General features: G+C 67.9%; 24 protein-coding genes. 10 read left to right on the top strand and 14 right to left on the bottom strand.

Annotation, left to right across the window (positions count from 1 at the left end):
• Positions 1-91: 91 nt before the first annotated feature.
• From AC3A6Y_RS15820 to AC3A6Y_RS15810, 3 genes are read right to left on the bottom strand one after another with little or no spacing between them, the layout of a single operon-like run.
• Entirely contained in the window at positions 92-1,018 is a 927-nt protein-coding gene (locus AC3A6Y_RS15820; RefSeq protein WP_487869195.1) for an NAD(P)-dependent oxidoreductase, read from the bottom strand.
• Positions 1,015-1,704, bottom strand: coding sequence for an RraA family protein (locus AC3A6Y_RS15815; RefSeq protein WP_487869194.1), 690 nt, complete (start codon positions 1,702-1,704; stop codon positions 1,015-1,017). Before AC3A6Y_RS15815 ends, AC3A6Y_RS15820 begins: the two co-directional genes overlap by 4 nt.
• Positions 1,705-1,734: 30 nt before the next feature.
• Entirely contained in the window at positions 1,735-2,712 is a 978-nt protein-coding gene (locus tag AC3A6Y_RS15810) for a Bug family tripartite tricarboxylate transporter substrate binding protein (protein ID WP_487869945.1), read from the bottom strand.
• A 118-nt stretch (positions 2,713-2,830) separates the two neighbouring features.
• Here AC3A6Y_RS15810 and AC3A6Y_RS15805 point away from each other — a divergent pair, with 118 nt between their 5' ends.
• A complete protein-coding gene (locus AC3A6Y_RS15805) occupies positions 2,831-3,622 on the top strand; it encodes an IclR family transcriptional regulator (protein WP_487869193.1) in 792 nt (263 codons plus the stop codon).
• 75 nt (positions 3,623-3,697) lie between these two features.
• Here AC3A6Y_RS15805 and AC3A6Y_RS15800 read toward each other — a convergent pair whose 3' ends face one another.
• From AC3A6Y_RS15800 to AC3A6Y_RS15780, 5 genes are read right to left on the bottom strand one after another with little or no spacing between them, the layout of a single operon-like run.
• Entirely contained in the window at positions 3,698-4,882 is a 1,185-nt protein-coding gene (locus AC3A6Y_RS15800; protein ID WP_487869192.1) for an MFS transporter, read from the bottom strand.
• Positions 4,883-4,895: 13 nt separating this feature from the next.
• Positions 4,896-5,630, bottom strand: a complete 735-nt coding sequence (locus AC3A6Y_RS15795) for an aquaporin (protein WP_487869944.1) — start codon at positions 5,628-5,630, stop codon at positions 4,896-4,898.
• Between the two features lie 9 nt (positions 5,631-5,639).
• On the bottom strand, positions 5,640-6,134 hold the full coding sequence (locus tag AC3A6Y_RS15790) for an arsenate reductase ArsC (RefSeq protein ID WP_487869191.1): 495 nt from the start codon (positions 6,132-6,134) through the stop codon (positions 5,640-5,642).
• A 41-nt stretch (positions 6,135-6,175) separates the two neighbouring features.
• Positions 6,176-6,655: an ArsI/CadI family heavy metal resistance metalloenzyme gene (locus AC3A6Y_RS15785; protein ID WP_487869190.1), complete on the bottom strand. Its 480-nt coding sequence runs from the start codon at positions 6,653-6,655 to the stop codon at positions 6,176-6,178.
• Positions 6,656-6,674: 19 nt separating this feature from the next.
• Entirely contained in the window at positions 6,675-7,001 is a 327-nt protein-coding gene (locus tag AC3A6Y_RS15780) for an ArsR/SmtB family transcription factor (RefSeq protein WP_487869189.1), read from the bottom strand.
• Positions 7,002-7,107: 106 nt separating this feature from the next.
• On the opposite strand from AC3A6Y_RS15780, the gene AC3A6Y_RS15775 reads away from it, so the two are divergent.
• The 9 genes from AC3A6Y_RS15775 (at position 7,108) to AC3A6Y_RS15735 (ending at position 16,389) form a co-directional block, all read left to right on the top strand.
• The gene (locus tag AC3A6Y_RS15775; RefSeq protein WP_487869188.1) at positions 7,108-7,464 is read left to right on the top strand and encodes a hypothetical protein; all 357 of its coding nucleotides are present in this window, start codon (positions 7,108-7,110) and stop codon (positions 7,462-7,464) included.
• 75 nt (positions 7,465-7,539) lie between these two features.
• Complete coding sequence (locus AC3A6Y_RS15770; protein ID WP_487869187.1) at positions 7,540-8,772, top strand: TolC family protein; 1,233 nt, start codon at positions 7,540-7,542, stop codon at positions 8,770-8,772.
• Entirely contained in the window at positions 8,769-10,289 is a 1,521-nt protein-coding gene (locus AC3A6Y_RS15765; RefSeq protein WP_487869186.1) for an efflux RND transporter periplasmic adaptor subunit, read from the top strand. Before AC3A6Y_RS15770 ends, AC3A6Y_RS15765 begins: the two co-directional genes overlap by 4 nt.
• A complete protein-coding gene (locus AC3A6Y_RS15760) occupies positions 10,286-13,414 on the top strand; it encodes an efflux RND transporter permease subunit (protein WP_487869185.1) in 3,129 nt (1,042 codons plus the stop codon). Before AC3A6Y_RS15765 ends, AC3A6Y_RS15760 begins: the two co-directional genes overlap by 4 nt.
• A 103-nt stretch (positions 13,415-13,517) precedes the next feature.
• Positions 13,518-14,033 carry a hypothetical protein gene (locus AC3A6Y_RS15755; RefSeq protein ID WP_487869184.1) on the top strand — a complete coding sequence of 172 codons (516 nt, stop codon included), beginning with the start codon at positions 13,518-13,520 and terminating at the stop codon, positions 14,031-14,033.
• 161 nt (positions 14,034-14,194) lie between these two features.
• Positions 14,195-14,590 carry a hypothetical protein gene (locus tag AC3A6Y_RS15750; RefSeq protein ID WP_487869183.1) on the top strand — a complete coding sequence of 132 codons (396 nt, stop codon included), beginning with the start codon at positions 14,195-14,197 and terminating at the stop codon, positions 14,588-14,590.
• A gap of 63 nt (positions 14,591-14,653) precedes the next feature.
• A complete protein-coding gene (locus AC3A6Y_RS15745) occupies positions 14,654-14,986 on the top strand; it encodes a hypothetical protein (RefSeq protein WP_487869182.1) in 333 nt (110 codons plus the stop codon).
• Between the two features lies 1 nt (position 14,987).
• Entirely contained in the window at positions 14,988-15,194 is a 207-nt protein-coding gene (locus AC3A6Y_RS15740; protein WP_487869181.1) for a hypothetical protein, read from the top strand.
• 148 nt (positions 15,195-15,342) lie between these two features.
• Positions 15,343-16,389 (top strand): lysylphosphatidylglycerol synthase domain-containing protein, encoded by a 1,047-nt coding sequence (locus AC3A6Y_RS15735; protein ID WP_487869180.1) that lies wholly within the window; start codon positions 15,343-15,345, stop codon positions 16,387-16,389.
• On the opposite strand, the gene AC3A6Y_RS15730 is transcribed toward AC3A6Y_RS15735, so the two are convergent.
• The 6 genes from AC3A6Y_RS15730 to AC3A6Y_RS15705 all read right to left on the bottom strand — a co-directional run bounded on the left by AC3A6Y_RS15730 (position 16,367) and on the right by AC3A6Y_RS15705 (position 20,597).
• Positions 16,367-16,681: an EthD family reductase gene (locus tag AC3A6Y_RS15730; RefSeq protein ID WP_309965676.1), complete on the bottom strand. Its 315-nt coding sequence runs from the start codon at positions 16,679-16,681 to the stop codon at positions 16,367-16,369. The two genes, AC3A6Y_RS15735 and AC3A6Y_RS15730, sit on opposite strands and share 23 nt — an antisense overlap.
• An 81-nt stretch (positions 16,682-16,762) precedes the next feature.
• Positions 16,763-17,266, bottom strand: coding sequence for a hemerythrin domain-containing protein (locus AC3A6Y_RS15725; protein ID WP_487869179.1), 504 nt, complete (start codon positions 17,264-17,266; stop codon positions 16,763-16,765).
• Positions 17,267-17,460: 194 nt separating this feature from the next.
• Positions 17,461-17,943: a nucleoside deaminase gene (locus AC3A6Y_RS15720; RefSeq protein WP_487869178.1), complete on the bottom strand. Its 483-nt coding sequence runs from the start codon at positions 17,941-17,943 to the stop codon at positions 17,461-17,463.
• On the bottom strand, positions 17,936-18,703 hold the full coding sequence (locus AC3A6Y_RS15715) for an ABC transporter permease (RefSeq protein ID WP_487869177.1): 768 nt from the start codon (positions 18,701-18,703) through the stop codon (positions 17,936-17,938). The genes AC3A6Y_RS15720 and AC3A6Y_RS15715 overlap by 8 nt, the downstream gene beginning before the upstream one ends.
• Complete coding sequence (locus AC3A6Y_RS15710; RefSeq protein ID WP_487869943.1) at positions 18,700-19,566, bottom strand: ABC transporter ATP-binding protein; 867 nt, start codon at positions 19,564-19,566, stop codon at positions 18,700-18,702. The genes AC3A6Y_RS15715 and AC3A6Y_RS15710 overlap by 4 nt, the downstream gene beginning before the upstream one ends.
• On the bottom strand, positions 19,566-20,597 hold the full coding sequence (locus AC3A6Y_RS15705; protein WP_487869176.1) for an ABC transporter substrate-binding protein: 1,032 nt from the start codon (positions 20,595-20,597) through the stop codon (positions 19,566-19,568). Before AC3A6Y_RS15705 ends, AC3A6Y_RS15710 begins: the two co-directional genes overlap by 1 nt.
• Positions 20,598-20,759: the final 162 nt, after the last annotated feature.

Below are 20,759 nucleotides of genomic sequence, written 5' to 3'. Positions count from 1 at the left end.
GCTTCGATCGCCGGTCCAGCTGCGCAAGCCCGGGTGAGCGGGGCTGCGTGAAGCGCTCGTCGAATGGCTCCTGATTCCCGTTGCGCGGCGTTCAGGCGGGCGCCTGTTGCTTCGCCAGGACGTCGAGTGCGTTCCTCGCCGCGGCGACCCCCATCTTCACGTACGCGTCGCCGGTCACGCCGCCGATGTGCGGACTCAGCACGAAGCCCTTCTGGCCCTGGAAAGGATGCCCGGCAACCATCGGCTCGACGGCGAAGCTGTCCAGGCCGGCTGCCAGCACCTGGCCGGACTTCACGGCGGCGAGGAGCGCGTCCTCGTCGATCAGGCCACCGCGGGCCGTGTTGACCAGGATCACGCCGCGCCGGGTCTTCGCCAGGGTGTCGGCATTCACCAGCTTGCGGTTGTCTTCCGTCAATGGGCAGTGCAGCGAGATCACGTCGGCGTCGCGCCAGATCGCATCCAGGTCGACCGCCTGCACGTGGTCGGGCAGCTGCTTCGCGAAAGGGTCGAAGCCGATCACCCGCATGTCCAGCGCATGGGCCATCCTCGCAAAGCGCAGGCCGATCGCACCGAGGCCGACCAGGCCGACGGTGCGGCCGCCGAGCTCCAGGCTCTTGTGCGTCGCCTTGTCCCAATGCCCGCCATGCATGCGCGCATCGAGCGCGACCACGGACTTGGCGCAGGCCAGCATCAGCGCCAGCGCCTGTTCGGCCACGGCCGCGGCATTGGCACCCGCCGCGGCGACGACTTCGATGCCGCGCGCCCGGGCCGCCGGCTTGTCGATGGTGTCGGTGCCGCTGCCGTGCTTGGAGATCACGCGCAAGGCGGGCGCCGCATCCATCGCCGCCGCGCCGACCTTGCCGTAGCGCACGATGATCGCCGCCGGATCGTGCTTGGCGCACAGCGCCACCACGTCGTCCTCCGTCGGCGTCTTGCCGGCGAAGATCAGCTCGTGCGCTTGCAGGAGCTCGAGCGCCTCCGGGGCGAGATCCGCGCCGGTGACGAGGATCGCGCTCACAGCGTCTCTCCTTCCTTCAGCACGCCCGCCGCGCGCAGCGCGCCGTCGAGCCAGGAGGCGGCCGTGTTGCCTTCCTTGATCGCCGCGATGCGCCTGGTCTCGTCCTGCACCTTCTTGCGCGCGGCGCCGATCAACGAAGCGATCTTCTCGCGCTCCACGACCATCACGCCGTCGCCATCGCCGATCACGAAGTCGCCGGCCCGCACGGTCACGCCGCCCACCGTCACCGGATGGCCGATGCGGCCGCCGATGCTCTTCGTCGGGCCGTTGGGATTGGTGCCGACCGAGAAGACCGGATAGTCCATCTGCTCGATTTCGAGGCTGTCGCGCACCGCGCCATCGACCACCACGCCGGCGATGCCGCGCTGGCGGCAGGCGGTCATCATGATGGTGCCCATGAGCGCCGAGGTCTGGTCGGCCTTGCCGTCGATCACGAGCACGTCGCCGGGCCTGGCCAGCGCGATTGCGGCGTGGATCATGAGGTTGTCTCCGGGCCGCACCTCGACCGTCAGTGCGGGGCCGGCCAGCTTCATGCGCGGCCGCAGCGGCTGGATGCGGCCGTGCAATGCGCCCCGGCGGCCTGCGACGTCGGCAAGAATGGCCGGCTGGAATTCGGAAGCCTGCCGGACGATGTCGGCAGGGACGCGCTCGAAGTCGCGAATGATCTCGGGCAATGGGTTGCTCATGATGGGTCTTTCTGTCGGGGGTGGCGAGGCTCAGTCGACCTTGGCGCCAGAGTCCTTGACGACCTTGCCCCAGCGCACGATCTCGTCCTGGATCAGCTTGCCGAACTGCTCGGGCGTGCCGCCGAGCACGTCGGCGCCCTGGCCCTCGAGCTTTTTCTTCACCTCGGCGTCCTGCAGCGCCTTGTTGAAGGCGGCGTTGAGCTTCGCCACCGCGTCCTTCGGCATCGAGGCGGGGCCGGCGATGCCGAACCAGGTCACGGCCTCGAAGCCCTTGTAGCCGGACTCCGCGACGGTCGGCACGTCGGGAAGGTCGTTCACGCGCTTGTCGGAGGTCACGGCGATGGCCCGCATCTTGCCGTTGCGGATGTGTCCGATGAGCGTGGGAATCGACGACATGTACATCTGGATCTGGCCGCCGACGAGGTCGGTCGCGCCTTGCGCCGCGCCCTTGTACGGCACGTGCGTGAACTTGACCCCGGCGATCTTCTGGAACTTTTCGGCCGCCAGGTGGGCGACCGTGCCGCTGCCGGAGCTCGCGTAATTGATGGTTTCGGGCTTCGCCTTGGCGGCGGTCACGACATCGGCCAGCGTCTTGTAGGGCGAGTCGGCCGCAACCACGAGCACGAGCGGCGAGCTGGCCACCAGGCCGATCGGGGCCAGGTCCTTCTGCGGGTTGTAGGGCAGCTTCGAATACAGCGTGGGATTGATGGCGAGGTTGCTGGTCTGTCCGAGCACGATGGTGTAGCCATCCGGCGCGGCCTTGGCCGCGGCGTCCACGCCCAGGTTGCCGCCCGAGCCGGGCTTGTTGTCGATCACCACCGTCCAGCCCTGCTGCGTCGCGACCTTGTTGCCCACTTCGCGCGCGATGAGGTCGGTGCCGCCGCCAGCGGGGAAGGGCACGATGAGCTTGATCGGCCGCGAGGGGTAGGCCTGCGCCAGCGCGGCGCAGGACGCAAAGGACAACAGGGCGAACACCGCGGTGCGGCGGGAAAGGTCGAGTTTCGTGATGGTCAAGGCTTGTCTCCGGTTGAATGATCCACGGTCGTTTGCCTGCTTCAGGCTTGGACGAACTGTAGATTTGCGTTCCGATACGTACAATGGTGTTGCACCAGGTGGACCACGAACCATGCCGCGAACCAAAGCCAGCGAAACCCGGCAACAGCGCGATGCGGGCGCAGCGCCCGAAGGCGACGAGCCCGCCGGCGGCGTCACCGCCGTCACCCGCGCCCTCCAACTGCTCGAGGCATTCGGCATGCAGGACCAGCGCCTGTCGCTGGCGGAGCTGACGCGCCGCAGCGGCATGCACAAGACGACGGCGCTGCGTCTCCTGCGAACGCTGGGCCACAGCGGCTACGTGGTCCAGCGCGACGACGGCGAGTGGCGCCTCGGGCCGGCGGCCGGTTGGCTGGGAGCGCGCTACCAGGCGGCCTTCGACGTCAACAACGTGGTCGAGCCGATGCTGCGCGAGCTGACGCAGGCGACCGGCGAGAGCGCTGCGTTCTACGTGCGCGAAGGCAACATCCGCACCTGCATCGTCCGGGTCGAGGGACCGCAGCCGATCCGCCACCATGCACGCATGGGCTCGGCCCTGCCGCTCGACAAGGGTTCGCCCGGACGGGTGATCCTCGCGTTCTCGGGCGAGCCCGGCGCCTTGTACGAAGAGATCCGCAAGCGCGGCTACCACTTCTCCATCGGCGAGAGAGAGAAGGGGGTCGCGACGGTGTCTGCGCCCGTCTTCGGCCTCAACTGGCGCTTGCTGGGCTCGGTCTGCATCTCCGGCCCTGCCGAACGGCTGCCGAAGAACAAGCTGCTTCGACACGCCAGGACGATCATCAAGGCGGCGAACCAGCTGTCGTATGCACTGGCCGGGAGCACGACGCCGCAGACGCCGAGGGTGGTTTCGGCGTGGCATCCGTAGCCCACGGCGGGTTCGACCCGAGCGGGCAGGAAGCCATGATTCGTGGCCGCGCGTGGGATAGCGCAGCACCAGGCGCTACTGCCTCGCCGTCGCGCCGCGGGGAAGCACAAGGAGCGCTCCGAACGCCGCCAGCCCCAGAACCGCTGTGAGCCAGAGCGCGCCCGCGCCCCATCGATCGAGGCAGAGGCCGAAAGCCAGGGGCGCGAAGGCTTGCGCGATGCGCGCCGGCACCATCAGAAGCCCCTGCCGGGCGCCATAGCCGTGCGGCCCGAACAAGACGAGGGGCAGGGTGCCCTTGGCGATGGTCAGGATGCCGTTGCCGGCGCCGTGGAGGATGCCGAACAGCGCGGCCACCGGTGCGCCCGCCATCAGCAGCGCCGCGGCCCCGACCGGATGGGCCAGGGCCGCCATGCGCGCGGACAACAGCGGGTGGATTCGCCGCAGGAAGCCGAACTCCAGCAGCCGCCCTGCAGCCTGCGCAGGACCGACGAGCGCTCCCACGGCAACTGCCACGCCGAGCGTCGCGCCACCGGCCTGGAGCAGGCGCGGCAGGTGGGCTGCCATTGCCGTGCTGATGAACCACGTTGCCGCGAAGACGAAGGCCAGGAGGCCGGCCGCGAGGCGAATGCGCGGCGTCGTGCCCCCGTCGGCAGCGGCGGCATCGGGCGAAGGCACCGCACTCTCCTGCGGCATGCCCGGCGCAGTGATCCTGGGCAGCGTTGCGTTCAGCGGCAGTCCCAGCAGGAGATGGAGTGCGGCCCAGGCGAGGCAGGCGCCGCGCCATCCGAGTTGCGCGTCGAGCAGTGTCGACAGCGGCCAGCCCACCGTGCTGGCGAAACCCGCCAGCAAGGTAATGCCTGTGATGGCGCTGCGCGAATCGCGCCCGTAGAGGCGGACCAGGGCGGAGAACGCCGCCTCGTACAGTCCGGCCCCCATGCCCGCACCGACGAGCATCCAGGCGGCGAAGAGGCTGACGGGCCCCTGCGCGGCCGCCAGTGCCGCGAGGCCGGCGGCGAAGACGAGGTTCGTGCCCATCAGCACGGGCCGGCCGCCCCATCGGTCGATGGCCCGCCCGGCATAGGGCCCGAGCAGCGCCGACACGACGAGCCCAAAGGAAAAGGCGCCGAACACCGTCGGCACCGAGACGCCCAGATCCCGCGCCATCGGTGCTGCAAGCATCGCCGGCAGGTAGTAGGACGAGGCCCAGGCCAGCGTCTGCGCCACGCCCAGGGCAGCGACGACGCCGGTGCGGGCGATCATGAAATCGAGCAGTTCATGCAGGCGGGAGCGTTGCGTCCGTGCCGTCGGTAGCGTTGCCTGGCTTGGCGACATCCTGCGCCGAATGCGCAGCGACCTCGTCCCCCGTCGGACTCAGAGCCATGTGAATGGCGACACCGATGCCGGCACCGATGAGCTCGGCGACCACAAAGCCCGGCACGCTGGCCGGGGAGATGCCCGCGAAGCTGTCGCTGAACATCCGGCCGAATGCAGCGGCAGGGTTCGCAAAGGAGGTCGACGCCGTGAACCAGTAGGCCGCGCCGATGTAGCACGCCACCATGGCGGCGACGCGGCTTGCGGGCGCTCTCAGGATGACCAGGAGCAGGCCGGCAGTGGCCACCGCCTCTGCGAGCCACTGGCCCGTGCCGCTGCGGACCTTCGTCGAGAACTGGAAGATGGTTGCGTCGAACATCGCGTGCGCCAGCCACGCGCCGAGCATCGCGCCGGCCAGCTGCGCGACGATATACGGGGCGGCCAGCGCGCGAGGCATCGCGCCGCGCGCCGCCATGACGAGCGACACCGCCGGGTTGAAGTGCCCGCCGCTCACGGGCCCGAACACTTCGATGAGGATGTACAGGCCGCCGACCGTCGCCAGGGTATTGGCCAGCAGAGCGATGGCCACGTTGCCCCTGGCCAGGCGCTCGGCCATGATGCCCGAGCCGATGACCACGGCCAGCAGCAGTGCGGTGCCGAGCGCTTCGGCAAACAGCTTGCGCGTCGTGTCGCCCAACTTGCTCACCTAGCGCCTTGCGATGTCATGGAGGGCCTGCTGCAGCTCGGCGTCGCCCATCGAATCGAGCGGCAGCTGCAGGAGCTGGAGCATCCGGTAGCCCACCGCCTGGCGCGTGAGCTCGAAGGCCGCGCGCTTTCCTTCGTCGCCGCCGGCCGCGTTGGAGGGGTCCGGGTAACCCCAATGCATCTTGACCGGGCTCCCCGGCCAGTACGGGCAAGCCTCCGCCGCGGCGCTGTCGCACACCGTGATGACGATGCGCATCCGGGGCGCGTCGGAGCCCGTGAACTCGTCCCAGCTCTTGCTGCGGTAGCCCGCGGTATCCACGCCCGCGTTGCCGAGTGCCTCGAGCGCGAACGGATTGATGCGGCCGCTCGGCGCACTGCCGGCGCTGTGCGCCCGCACATCCTTGCCCAGCACCTTGGCCCAGTGGTTGAGCATGCCTTCGCTCAGCACGCTGCGCGCGGAGTTGTGGGTGCAGAGGATCAGAACGTGGGTTGTCATCGATTCGCGCTTTCCGAGGTCCTTGTCATGTCGCAGCGCTTTCAGCAGCAGGACGATGCGGGCTTGACGGTCACTCCGACCGGCTTGCCTCGAGCTGTGGAGGGAGCGCAGCAGACGGCGGACCGAGCTTCAGCACTCTTTGCGCTCTCCCCGAACACCGGGATGTTATCGAGCGTATGGAAGTGCTCCCACGCGATGCCCTGCGGGTCGGTGACCCAGTGCTTCTCGCTGCGCGCATAGCAGCAGCTCGTCTCGCCCTGGTCGAGCAGCGCCATGTCCGCCGACTCGGCGCGCGCCTTCAGTTCGGCAAGTTCGTCTGCATCGTCCGTCTGGAAGCCGAGGTGGTCGATGCCCGGCGCTCCTGCGCGCGTGGAGATGGCGAAGTTGAGTCGCGGGTCTTCGAGCATCCATTTGGCGTAGTCGGCCTCGACCCGTGCCGGTTCGGCGGCGAAAAGCTTCGAGTAGAAGGCGATGCTCGCCTTGAGGTCGTCGACATGGACGTGAACGTGAAATCTCTTCATGAAGGCTCCTTGAGTGAGGTCAGCAATGGCAGTCGTCGGCAGGGTTCTCCACGGCGCAGGCAGCGCCCTGGCAGCAGTTGTCCGTGAGGTATCCGAGCAGCGCGTTCATGTTGTCGTATGCGGCCCGGTAGATGAGGTTGCGGCTGGCACGCTCCTGCGTCACCAGACCCGAGTTCACCAGCTCCTTCAAGTGAAAGGACAAGGTGGCCGGCGGCACGCCCAAGGCTTCCTGCATGACGCCGGGCGTCAGGCCGGTCTGTCCGGACACGACCAGTGCGCGGAACACCTCGAGGCGAAGCGGATGGGCGAGTGCTGCCAGGGCTTGGATGACTTGCTGCGATTCCATGATTCGAGAATAATCGAAATAAAGCCCTCGCGTCAAGGCATGAGCACGAGAACGGCGGCGGCGCTACACTCGTGCGCCCATGTTCCACCGCCCGCTCCGTCGCTCCATGACTGCGTTTTTCGTGGTCCTGTCGCTGCTGTTTTCACAACTGGCGCTGGCAAGCTACGTCTGCCCGGGCACCGCCGATCCAGCGGCAATGGCTGAAACGATGGCGTCCGGCGAGCCGTGCGAAGGGATGGACACGGCGCAGCCTGTCCTTTGCCATCAGTACGCAAACAGCGCGCCACAGTCGGTCGAACAGCCCAAGCCGGCAACGCCGTCGCTGCCGGCCATCGTTCAAGTGCTGGTATTGCCCGCCGTCATGGAAGCAGCGTCCACGACGGCGCTGGGCCACACCGCGGCACCCGGCGCCAGACCGCCTCCTGAACCCGTCTTCCTCTCCACGCTCAGACTTCGCGTCTGAAATCTCCGTCGACTGAATGGCGCCGGCGCGGCTTGTCCGCTGCCGGCCGACATCTCATTGGTCTTCGGAGTCTTCATGCGACTTCACTTCCTGCGCACAGCCGTCCTGGCCGCCGCATTGCTCTCCTGCCTGGTGGAGGCAGCACCCCTGACGCTCGAGACGGCGCTCCAGCTGGGCGTCGAACGCTCCGAAGCGGCTCGCGCAGCGCGCGCCGGCGTCACGAGCGCAACCGAAGCGGCCCGCGCCGCCGGCCAGCTGCCCGATCCGGCGCTACGGGCCGGCATCGACAACCTGCCGGTGACGGGAGGCGACCGCTTCAGTACGACCCGCGATTCGATGACGATGAAGCGCATCGGCATCAGCCAGGAGTGGGTATCGCCGGAGAAGCGGGCCGCCCGCCAGGCCGCAGCCCAGGCGTCGGTCGCCCGCGAATCGATCCAGTCCGAAGCGGCCGTTGCCGAGACTCGCCTGAACATCGCGCTGGCGTATCTTGAAGCCTTCTATGCCGGCGAGGCGCTGAAGCTCGCGACGCTCATGGAGCAGCACGCGCACGACGAACTCGAGGCGGCGCGTGCGCGCCTGGCGTCGTCGACCGGCAGCAGCCAGGAGGCCCTTGCGCTGACCGGCGCCCGCGGCAGAGCGGAAGACGAATCGGCGGAAGTGCGCCAGCAGCAGAGCGCGGCGCGGGTGACATTGCAGCGGTGGGTCGGCACGACGAACGACGAGCTGGCACCCGTGGCCGCAATGCCATTGCCCGATGAGCAAGCGTATGTCGAGCGGCATCCCGGCGTAATGGCGAAGCAGTTCGACGTGGACGTGGCCAAGCAGTCTGCCGCGGTCGCGGCATCGGAACGCAAGCCGAACTGGACCTGGGAAGTGGCCTACGGGCAGCGCACCGGCTACTCGGACATGGTGTCGTTCGGCGTGAGCATCCCGCTTCAAGTGGCGCGCTCCGAGCGCCAGGACCGCGAAACCGCAGCGAAGCTCGCGCTGGCCGACAAAGCCGAAGCGGAACTCGCTGAAGCCGTCCGCGCGGCCATCGCTGAATACCGAGTGCTCGCCAGCGATATCGAACGACTGCTTGTCCGCATCGAGCGGGTCCGCGGCGGCGTCGTGACGCCAGCCCGCCAGCGGACCGCCGCAGCCACCGCGGCATACCGGTCGAACCAGGGCACTCTGGTGACCCTGTTCGAAGCAAGGCACGCCGAGGCGGAAGCGCAGCGCAAGCTCCTCACGCTTCAACGCGACCTCGCCATAGCCCAGGCACGGCTTGCATTCAAACCGCTCGCGCAAGGAGGCGGCCAATGAAACGCACATACCTCAGGGCACTTCTTGTCGTCGCCGGCGTGGCCCTGGCTGGTGGCGGCTTCCTCTTGGGACAGCACACGAGCCAGAAGAGCATGAGCAGTGCAACCGGCGGCACCGGCGGCACGACTTCGCCAGACGGCCGCAAGATCCTCTACTGGCACGACCCGATGGTTCCGGGCCCGCGGTTCGACAAGCCGGGGAAGTCGCCCTTCATGGACATGCAGCTCGTGCCCGTGTACGCGGACGGTGACCCGAGCACCACGGGTGTCAAGGTGAGTCCTGCGGTGCAACAGAGCCTCGGCATCCGGTATGCCACCGTGCGGCGTACCGAGGCCTCGAGCTCCTTCGACGCGATAGGAGCGGTCCAGTTCGACGAGCGATTGAACGTGGCCGTGCAGACGCGCGTCGCGGGATACGTCGAGCGCCTGGCCGTTCGTGCTCCGATGGAGCGCGTGCGCAAGGGCCAGGCCTTGGCGACCCTCTTTGCGCCCGAGTGGCTGGGGCCGCAGAACGAGTTGCTGGCGCTCAAGCGCTCGGGCGTCTCGCCGGAGCTCATTGCTGCAGCGCGTGAGCGGATGCGCGCCATGTCGATTCCGGCCGACCTTGTCCGCCGAAGCGAGGAGACGGGCATCGCGCAGGCGCGCTTCACGCTCAGTGCGCCCGCCGACGGCGTGGTCGCCGAACTGGGGGTGCGGGAAGGCGTCGCCGTCACGCCCGGCATGACACTGTTTCGCATTGCCGGTCTCGACAAGGTCTGGGCAGTCGCAGAGATACCGGAAGCACAGGTGGTGAGCCTGCGCCGCGGGCAGAAGGTCCAGGCAGTCCTCCAGGCAGATGCCACGCAGACCTTCGAGGGCGAGCTCAAGGAAATACTTCCGGAGGTGAGCTCGAACACGCGCACGCTCAAGGCGCGGTTCGAGGTCGACAACAAGGCCGGCAAGCTCACGCCCGGGATGCTTCTGCGGCTGCAGGTGACAGGACCGGCGCGCACGCGCTTGGTCGTGCCGGCCGAGGCGGTCATCCGGACAGGAAAGCGCGCGGTCGTCATCGTCCGCCAGGGAAGCGGCACCTTCGAGCCGCGTGACGTCTCGCTGGGAATGGACCTCGGTGACGAGATCGAGGTCGTCCAGGGATTGAGCGAAGGCGACGAGGTGGTTGCGAGTGGCCAGTTCCTCGTCGACTCGGAGGCCCGGCTGCGCTCGGTCCTGGGGAGCATGTCTGCATCTTCATCAGCGCAGCCGGCAGCCGCCAGCTCGGCGCCGACAGCCACGGCATCGGGAACCCACGTGGCCGAGGGCAAGGTCGAAAGCGTCGAGGCGGACGCGATGACCATCTCTCACGGGCCGGTCGCGACGCTCAAGTGGCCGTCGATGACGATGGGCTTCTCGAAGCCGGACCCGAACGCCTTCCCCGAGGTGAAGCCGGGCGACACCGTGCGCTTCGAGTTCAAGGAAGGCGGCCCGATGGGCTACCAGTTGCTTTCGGTGCAGCGGCTGCAAACGGGAACGAAGCAATGATCGCCGCATTGATCCGCTGGTCGGTGAACAACCGGTTCCTGGTGCTCTTCGCAACCTTGTTCCTGGTCGCCGCAGGCCTGTGGTCGGTATCGAAGACCAGCCTGGATGTGCTGCCGGACCTCTCGGACGTTCAGGTGATCATCAGAACGCCGTACCCGGGCAAGGCACCTCAAGTCGTGGAGGACCTGGTCACCTATCCCCTGACCACGACCATGCTCAGCGTTCCTGGTGCCAAGACGGTCCGCGGCTACTCTTTCTTCGGGGATTCGTTCGTCTACGTGCTCTTCGATGACAAGACGGACCCCTATTGGGCCCGCTCGCGCGTGGTCGAGTACCTCAACCAGGTTCAGAGCAAGCTGCCTGCCGGGGCCAACGCGTCGCTGGGGCCGGATGCAACCGGTGTCGGCTGGGTCTACGAGTACGCCCTCATCGACCGAACCGGCAGACAGGACATCGGACAGCTGCGTGCGCTCAACGACTGGTTCCTGAAGTTCGAGCTCAAGACGATTCCCGACGTTGCAGAAGTGGCGAGCATCGGCGGCATGGTGAGGCAGTACCAGGTGGTGCTGGACCCGAACCGCATGAGGGCGCTCGGCATCACGCAGGCGACGGTCATGACAGCCTTGGAGAACGCCAACCAGGCATCGGGCGGCTCGGTCGTGGAACTGGCGGAAGCGGAGTACATGGTTCGGTCGCGCGGCTTCCTCAGATCGCTGGACGACTTCCGAACCATTCCGCTCGCCGTTTCGGGCAGCACGCCGGTGCTGTTGCGCGATGTGGCCACGGTGCAGATCGGCCCGGAAATGCGCCGCGGCATCGCCGAGCTCGATGGTGAAGGAGAGGTCGCCGGCGGTGTGGTGGTCATGCGCTCCGGCAAGAACGCGCGCACGACCATCGAGGCCGTGAAGGCGAAGCTCGAGTCGCTCCAGCCGAGCTTGCCGCCGGGCGTCGAGATCGTACCGACTTACGACCGCTCCCTGCTCATCGACCGTGCCGTCGACAACCTCGGGTACAAGCTCGTGGAGGAGTTCCTGGTGGTCGCGCTGGTCTGCGCCGTCTTCCTTTTTCATCTGCGCTCGGCGCTGGTGGCCGTGGTCGCGCTTCCGATCGGGGTTCTTGCGGCGTTCATCGTCATGCACTGGCAGGGGGTCAACGCCAACATCATGTCCCTCGGCGGCATTGCCATCAGCATTGGCGCGATGGTCGACGGCGCCATCGTGATGGTCGAGAACGTTCACAAGAACCTGGAAGCGTTCGAGTCGAAGCAGGGCAGAAGCCCAACGCCGACGGAGCGATGGCATCTCGTCAGCACCGCCTCCGTGGAGGTGGGCCCGGCCCTCTTCTTCTCGCTGGTCGTCATTGCGCTGTCGTTCGTGCCGGTGTTTTCCCTGGAGGCGCAGGAGGGCCGGCTCTTTTCGCCCTTGGCCTTCACCAAGACCTATGCAATGGCCGCTGCCGCCGGCCTGTCGGTGACGCTCGTTCCGGTGCTGATGGGCTATCTCATCCGCGGCCGCATCCCGCATGAAGCCGCCAACCCCGTCAACCGCTTTCTGATGTCGGCTTACAGGCCTGCGCTCGAAGTGGTTCTTGCGTTTCCCAAAGCCACGCTGGTCGCCGCCGCCTTGCTCCTCGCGCTGACTGCCGTTCCGGTATTGCGCCTGGGCGGTGAGTTCATGCCACCGCTGGACGAGGGAGACCTGCTGTACATGCCGTCTGCCCTGCCGGGGCTTTCGATTTCCAAGGCGTCGGCGCTGTTGCAGCAGACGGACCGCCTCATCAAGACGGTCCCCGAGGTGGCCACCGTTTTCGGAAAGGCCGGACGAGCCGACACTGCCACGGACCCCGCGCCGTTGGAGATGTTCGAGACCACCATCCAGTTCAAGCCGCGCGAGCAGTGGCGTGCCGGCATGACGCCGGACAAGCTCGTCGAGGAACTGGACCGTGCGGTGCAGGTCCCTGGGCTGACGAACGTGTGGGTGCCGCCCATCCGCAATCGCATCGACATGCTGGCCACCGGCATCAAGAGCCCGGTCGGCATCAAGGTGGCCGGCGCGGACCTGGCGACCATCGACAGGCTGACGACCCGGATCGAGAGCGCGGCCAAGAAGGTGCCGGGCGTTTCCTCGGCTCTGGCCGAACGGCTGACGGGCGGTCGCTACATCGATGTCGACGTGGACCGGCTGGCGGCGGCCCGCTACGGGCTCTCGGTGGCCGACGTCCAGGCCATCGTCTCGACCGCAATCGGGGGCGACAACGCAGGTGAAGTCATACAAGGCCGGGAACGCTATCCCATCAACGTCAGGTATCCGCGCGAGATTCGCGACTCCCTGCAACGCCTGCGCGAGCTGCCCTTCGTGACCGACAAAGGGGCACAGCTGCTGCTCCAGGATGTGGCGAAGGTCACCATCGATGACGGTCCACCGATGCTGCGAAGCGAGAATGCACGCCTTTCCGGATGGGTCTACGTCGACGTGCGGGGTCGAGACCTCAGGTCGGTCGTCAACGACCTGCAGGCGGAGGTCCTCGAGTCCGTGGAGCTGCCCGCCGGCTACGCGGTGTCATGGTCCGGGCAGTTCGAGTACCTCGAACGAGCCACGGAACGGCTCAAGCTCGTGGTGCCCCTCACCCTGGCAGTCATCTTCTTGCTGCTGTACCTGCTGTTCAGATCGTTCGGCGACGCCGCACTGGTCATGGCAGCGGTGCCGTTCTCGCTCGTCGGCGGCTTTTGGCTCGTTTGGGCCCTGGGCCACTCCATCTCGGTCGCCACTGCGGTCGGATTCATCGCGCTGGCCGGCGTGGCCGCCGAGTTCGGCGTCGTCATGCTCATCTACCTCAAGAACGCGCTGGCCCGGCGCATGGCGGCGGGCGCACCGATGAACGAGGAGACGCTTCTTGCCGCCATCCGCGAGGGCGCCGTCCAGCGCGTTCGGCCGAAGGCAATGACCGTTGCCGTCGTCATGGCGGGCTTGCTCCCCATCATGTGGGGAAGCGGAACCGGCTCGGAGGTGATGACGCGAATAGCTGCGCCCATGGTGGGCGGCATGCTCACCGCGCCCCTGCTGAGCATGCTTGTCGTTCCGGCGGCCTGGTACCTGATGCAGCGACGTCGGTCCGCGCCCCCGTGACGTGCGCTGCCGGCCACCCTCCTACGCAATTTGCGCTCCGATCCGACAAGGGGCGCCAATGATCCGACTAGCCTGGGCTTCCAGCATCTGAAAGGAGTTGGCTATGAAGCCGAGAGACGATGACAGCCGCGGCGGCCGGGACTGGCGGGACGACCGGAACGCGGATTGGCCGAGCCGGGGGCCAAGGCAGCACGAAGCCTTTCAGGGTCGCAGCACCCAGATGGGGTCTTCGGACTACGAACGAGGCTATTGGGGCAACGACTTCGATCGCGGTGATCCGGACCCGTTCGAACATGAGCAGCCCATTCCGACAGGTCCTCGCACCTGGGGCAGCGGCATAGGCAGCGGCGTGCAAGGGCGCGGCATGGGACAGGGCCGTCACTCGGACCCCGACTACCAGCAATGGCGCAACGAGCAACTGGAGCGCTTCGACGATGATTTCGAGGCGTTTCGGCGGGAGCGTTACGGCAAGTTCGCCGACGAGTTCAACACCTGGCGCAGCAATCGCGCGAATCAGCAGGCATCGGGCGGGAAGGCGGGCACGGGAACGTCCGATTCGTCGTCGTCGCCGGCGGGCAGCCGATCCGGCGAAGGGTCGCAGAACAAGCAGCACAGCTGAGCTCAGGCTCGCCGCAGATTGCCCCTTCACCTGCCTCCTCGCGCAGGGGTCCGTGCGCGGGCGCCTGTCGCGAAAGGCTGGTGCCACCGGACGTCGCCGCGTCCGACACATCGCAGCCACCCGGGGGGTTAGAAAAAGGGCTGTCCATCGAGGAGCCTCACATGCCCAAGCAAGCTCTCTTCTTCCGTTCGTCGCTCGCCGCACTGCTCTGTGCCGGATGCCTTTTCGGCGTTAACACGTGGGCGCAGGGCAGCGCATCGCAAGTCCAGCGCGACCGCGCAGCCTGCGACGGGGTCCAGCAAGACCGCGAAGCCTGCCGCCGCGAGGCGGGCGCGGCGAAGCAGGAATCGCAGCGCGGCGGCCTGACGCCGGGCGACCGGGCCGAGCAGAACGCGCTGGCGCGCTGCCAGCTGCTGCAGCCCGCGGCCGACCGTGCCGATTGCGAAGCCCGCGTCAGGGGCGCCGCCACCAGCACCAGCGGCAGCGTGATGGGCGGCGGCGTGATCCGCGAGACCGTCACGCCGGTTCCGGCACCGGCGCCTTCGCCGTCGCGCTGAGGCGGCCCTGCACCGCTTCTTCCGCTGCACCGGACTCCCAAGAACTTCTTCGAAAGGTCCTTCATGAAAATCGAAACCTTCCACACGCGTCCTGCTCCCCAGCAGGCCAATCCCGAAGCGGAGACCCTGCCCATGCCCGTCGCCGGCAACGATGTCGGCCATGGGCCTTCGCACGTCGACGATGCGATGTACGCGAAGGCGCCGTCGAACATGCATCGCACCTGGGACAAGGTGCGGTCGGCCATGAGCTCGCTGCCCGGGCGCGCCCGGCAGGCCAAGGCGCAGGGCGAGCACTATGTGGCCCAGGAGCCGGTCAAGGCCGCGATGATGGCAGCGGCCGGCGGCGCGGCGCTGGCGATGATCCTGCGGGCCGCGGCCCGGCGCGGCAGGCACTGAGATGCGCAATCCCTGGGTACAGAAGAACCCCTTCCTCAGCGCCTGGCTGAGCGCGGCCAACACGATGACCGGTGCCGCGCGCGGGTACGCGAGCGCCGAGATGCACCGTCAAATGGCCGCGGCGCAGGCCGAGATGACGCGGCAGATGATCGACTTCTGGAGCGGCAAGGCGGCGATGCCGGCGCGCAAGCGCAAAAGGCGGCGCTGAGCCGCGCCTGCGCACGGCGAGCGTCACGCCGCGCCTGCGCCTTCACGCCCATCGGCGCACCTGGGGCGCACGCTGCGGCACCTGAACCTACGCCAACAAGCGCCGGCCGCAACTGGCCGCACCGCCTGTCCGCGGGAATGATGCGCCCATGCCGAACAGCGATGCGATGCCCTTGTCCCAATCGCCCGAGGCGCCCGATGCTCGATCGGGCGCCGCGGCCACCGGGCGCACGCTCTGGCAGCGCGTGCGCCGCTGGGCCTTGCCTGCACTGGGGCTGGTCGTGCTCGGCCTGCTGCTGTCGCACGCGCACAAGGTCGACTGGGCGGGCGCCTGGCAGGCGCTCAGGGGCTATTCGCCCTGGCTGCTGCTGGCCGTGCTCGCGCTGTGCACCGCCAGCCATGCGCTGTACGGCTGCTATGACCTGATCGGCCGGCACCACACGCGCCACGGCGTGCCGCGCTGGCGCAGCTGGGCGATCGCCGTCACCAGCTACGCGTTCAACCTCAATCTGGGCTCGCTGGTCGGCGGCGTGGGGATGCGTGCGCGCCTCTATGCGCGGGCCGGGCTCGACGAAGCCACGGTGGCGCAGATCGTCGGGCTCAGCCTGGCGACCAACTGGCTGGGCTACGGGCTGGTGGCGGGCTGCGTGTTCGCTTCCGGCGTGGTGCAGCCGCCGGCGCAGGCCCACGTGGGCGAGGGCAGCTTCCGCGCGCTGGGCGTGCTGATGCTGCTGCTGGCGGCCGGCTACGTGGTGGCCTGCGCCAAGGCAGAGGGCCGGCACTGGCAGGTGCGCGGGCGGCGGCTGGAGCTGCCTTCGGCACGGCTGGCGCTGGTGCAACTCGTCGTGTCGGCCACCAACTGGGCCTTGATGGCCTCGGCCGTGTACCTGCTGCTGGGTGGCAAGGTGCCCTATCTGGTCACGCTGGGGGTGATGCTGGCGGCGTCGATCGCGGGGGTGGTGACGCCGATCCCCGCCGGTCTCGGCGTGCTCGAGGCGGTGTACCTCGCGCTGCTCTCCGGCTCGGTGCGCCAGGGCGCGCTGATGGGCGCCTTGCTGGCCTACCGCGCGCTGTACTACCTGGTGCCGCTGGGCGGCGGGCTGCTGCTGTATGTCCTGCTGGAGCGTTACGCCAGCGCGCATCCGCCGCCGGAGGCCGAAGGCAGCGAAGTGCTCAGCCCACCACCACCTCGCTGATCTGCATCACGGGCTTGAGGTCCGTGTAGTTGGGCACATCGGCCATGATCGCCTTCATGTGCGGGCCGAAGGCCGCCTGGAAGCTCTCCACGGAGTCGCAGAAGATGTGGCACATGCCGATGTAGGGCGCCGGGGCGCCGGGCGCACCGCCCGCCAGGCCCTTGTCGATGGTGTAGGACTTGCACGCGTCGCCCATCTTTTCCTTGAGCATGGGCATGTGCTTGTCGCGGTAGTAGTCGTGATCGAACCGGGCGCCTGCGGTGTTGGGGTACATCACGCTGACCTTGATCATGTTTCATCTCCGTGTGAAAGGGCCCGTGAGCATAGGAGATGCCGCAGCGCGTCACAAGCGCCACGCGCGCTCCGATGAAACTCAGCCCTTGCGCGAGCCGATGTTCTCGGAGATGGACGACGCCACCGCGGCCCACTCCTCGCCGGTCAGCAGCTCGGCGGTCTGGGAGTGGAGCAAGGTGTCTTCCTGGTCCAGGTGATCGAGCATCAGGCGGCGGTGCTCTTCCAGCCAGTCTTCGACGGCGGCCGCGGCGGCCGTGTCCCCGGATTCGGCCTGCCTGAGCTTCGACTTCACCTGTGCGAGCAGGGCGTCGCAGCGTTCGCGCTGCTCTCCGAGCCGGCGCAGCAGATCGTCGGACTCGGCCGACCTGCCGCGCAGGATCTGGAGCAGGACGGTGCCCTTGGGACGATGGGTGGCTTCGTCGAAGGCCTGCAGGCGGGCGATCAGTCCGGCGATCGGCGAAGCCGCGGGCCCCGCCCGCTTCCATTCGCCGGCCTTCAGCACCGCATCGACCCGCGCCAGCAACTCGCGCATGCGCGAGTGCTCGGCACGCAAGACGGCCCACGCGCATTCGGACGCCAACATTTCCGCCCCTTTTGAAACAGTGGCTTCTCCGGGCTCGCCCCGGAGTCCATTCATACCTTGCCAGTCGGATAGTTCTACTGCGTCATGGGCGGCGACGCAAGAGAACTTTGATCTTCGGGGTGATGGGGTCTCTGCGTGCTCTCGAGCCTCAGACCCGCCCTTTCCCATAGGGGAGCGGGCGTCGATGCCGCGCGTCAGCGGCCGCGCTGTGCCCAGAAACCGCGATGGGTGGCGATCATCTCGTCCGCCACCTCGGGCACGGGCCCGATCACCTCGATGGTCTTCTGCCCGCGCGCGAAGAGCTCGCGGCAGGGCAGGGAGAGCGTCGGGTTCTCGGGATGGTCGCCGGTGAGCGCCAGCAGCGCCGACTCCTCCGCGCCGTAGACCACGCGGCCGATGTTGGCCCAGTAGACGGTGCCGGCGCACATGGCGCAGGGCTCGAAGGTGGTGACCAGGGTGCACTGCGCCAGGAACTCGCCCGGGTAGTTGAGCGCGGCGGTGCGTGCCAGCGTGGCCTCGGCGTGCTGCACGGTGTCGATGTTGCCCTGCTCGGCCAGCACAGTCTCGCCGTCCGGCGCGACCAGCAGTGCGCCGAAGGGATGGCGGCCCATCGCCATTGCGCGCCGCGCGACCTGGTCGGCGCGGCGCAGCGCGCGGATGGCCTGCTGCCTATCCATTCTGGGAACCCCGGTGGGCCCAGGCGGTGGTGTGCTTTTCGATGACGCTGAAGATCTCGTACATCAGCATCGCCATCGCGCCCACCACCATGAGCCCGGCGAAGGCCAGGCCCATCTGCATGGCCGAGCCGGCCGAGATCAGCAGGTAGCCGATGCCTTCGTTGGCGGCCGTCATTTCGCTCACGGTGGTGCCCACGAAGGCGAGCGTGATCGCGACCTTGAGCGAGGCGTAGAAGTAGGGCATGGAGCGCGGCAGGCCGATCTTGACCAGCACGTCCCAGCGCTTGGCGCCCAGCACGCGCAGCACGTCTTCGAGCTCGGGCTCGAGTGTGGCCAGGCCGGTGGCGATGTTGACCATGATCGGGAAGAAGCTGATCAAAAAGGCGGTGAGAATGGCCGGCCCGATGCCGATGCCGAACCACACCACCAGGATCGGCACGAAGGCCGCCTTGGGCAGCGCGTTGAAAGCCGTCATCAGCGGGTACATCGCGGCATAGGCCAGGCGCGAGCTGCCGATGACGAAACCCAGCAGCACGCCCACCACGATCGCCAGGCCGAAGCCGGCCATGGTGACCCAGAAGGTCCGCCAGGCATGGCCCGCGATGATTTCCTTGAATTCCCAGAACTGCGTCCAGATGCGCCAGGGGCTGGGGAAGATGAAATCGGAGACGCCGAAGGCCGAGCAGACGATCTGCCACAGCACGATCACCGCGACGAGCAGCAGCCAGGGCGACCAGCGTTCGAGTCGCTTGTCGTTCATGCCCCCGCCCCCGCTGTCACTGTCGTTGCCGCTGTCGTTGCCGCTGTCGCGAGGCCGGTCCCGCGGATCGCGCCGATATGCCCGCGCAGCTCCAGCACGATGTCGGTGAATTCCTTGGTGTAGGTGAGCTCCAGCTCGCGCGGGCGCGGCAGCTCGATGTCGCGCTTGACCACGAAACGGCCGGGGCTCTTGCTCATCACGTACACCGTGTCGGCCAGAAACACCGATTCGCGCAGGTCGTGCGTGACCAGGATCACGTTGAAGCGCTGCTCGGCCCAGAGGTCGCGCAGGATGCACCACAGCTCCTCGCGGGTGAAGGCGTCGAGCGCGCCGAAGGGCTCGTCGAGCAGCAGCATCTTCGGCTCGTGGATCAGCGCGCGGCAGATGCTGGCGCGCTGCTGCATGCCGCCGGAGAGCTGCCAGGGGAACTTGTCCTCGTAGCCGCCCAGGCCTACCTTCTGCAGAAGGCGCCGCGCGCGCTCCACGTAGTCCTTGCGCCTGGCCTTGAAGCTGGAGCGGTAAGGCTCGACGATTTCCAGCGGCAGCAGCACGTTGTCCACCGTCGTGCGCCAGGGCAGCAGCGAGGGCGCCTGGAAGGCCATGCCCGAGATCTTGAGCGGGCCGGTCACCGGCGCGCCGTCGATGCGGATCTTGCCCATCGAGGGCATCTTCAGGCCCGTCGTGAGCTTCATGAAGGTGGACTTGCCGCAGCCCGAGGGGCCGACGATGGCGATGAACTCGCCGCGCTTCACTTGCAGGTCGATGGCCTCGACCGCGAAGTGGTTGGCCCGCAGCAGCTCCTCGTTGTAGGCGAGCCAGACGTCCTGGAAGTCGACGAAGGGCGGGGTCTCGGCGACCGCCATCACTTTTTCAGGATGTTGAGTTCGGCGGCGGGCGGTAGAAGGGCGGCGGTCCACACCGCGTCGGGACTCACGCGCGTCTTGGTGTTGAAGGCGTCCGACACCTGCGAGGCCATCAGCGAGAGCCGGCCCGCGTTGACCACGCCGAAGCCCTCGGTGCGCGCATCGGGGCTGTTGATCACGGTGTCGATCGCCAGCTTGAGGCGGCGCGTCTCCAGCGCGCTGTCGATGATGCCGTCGCGCTTCTTCACCGACTCGATGGCCATCGCCGGATTGGCGAGCACCTCCTTCGCGCCCTTGGCAAAGGCCGAGAGGAAGGCCTTGACCGCGGCCGGGTTCTCCTTGATCAGCTTGGGCGAGGCGATGATCACGTTGCCGTAGAGCTTCACGCCGTAGTCGGGATAGGGCAGCACCACGATGTCGGCCGGCTTGGCGCCGCGCGCCTCCAGGTTGAGCAGCGAGGTGAAGGTGAAGCCGGTGATGGCGTCGATGTCGCCGCGGATCAGCATGGTCTCGCGCAGCGTCGGGTCCATCGCGGTCCAGTTGACGGCGCCGATGTTGTTGGCCTTGGCGAAGATCGGGAAGGCGCGGCGGCCGGCGTCGAAGACCGGCGCGCCCAGCTTCTTGCCCGACAGGTCCGCGGGCTTGGTGATGCCGCTCTTCTTCAGCGTCATCACCGAGGCCGGCGTGTTGTTGTAGACCATCATCACCGCGACCGGCTTGTTGGGGCTGTCGGGGTTGTTGGCGTGGAATTCCATCAGCGCCGCCAGGTCGGCGAAGCCCATGTCGTAGGCCCCCGAGGCCACCCGCGTGACGGTGCCGCCCGAGCCGTTGCCCGCGTCGATGGTGACGTCGAGCCCCGCGTCCTTGAAATAGCCCTTGGCGGCCGGATGCAGGAAGAGGGCGGCCGGGCCCTCGAAGCGCCAGTCGAGCTGGAACTTGATCGGCGTCGGGGACTGGGCGTAGGCGCCGACGAGGCCGAAGCTGAGCGCCGAGGCGGCGAGAAAGGAGTGGAGCAGTTGGCGCTTGTTCATTCGATGGTACGTGTGGATGAGTGCCGGCATTCAAGCAAATTCGGTGCCGGCACGCACTTGGTGCGAACCCTTCCGGCCGAGCCAAGCGGGTGCATGCGGCCGGCCCGCTCCCAATGAAAAACGCCCTGGCGCGCGCACCGCGGCAGGGCGTTCGTTCCGGTG

The sequence above is a fragment of the Variovorax sp. Soil_C_17 genome (assembly GCF_057657265.1).
This window is presented reverse-complemented; position numbering and strand designations above follow the sequence as displayed.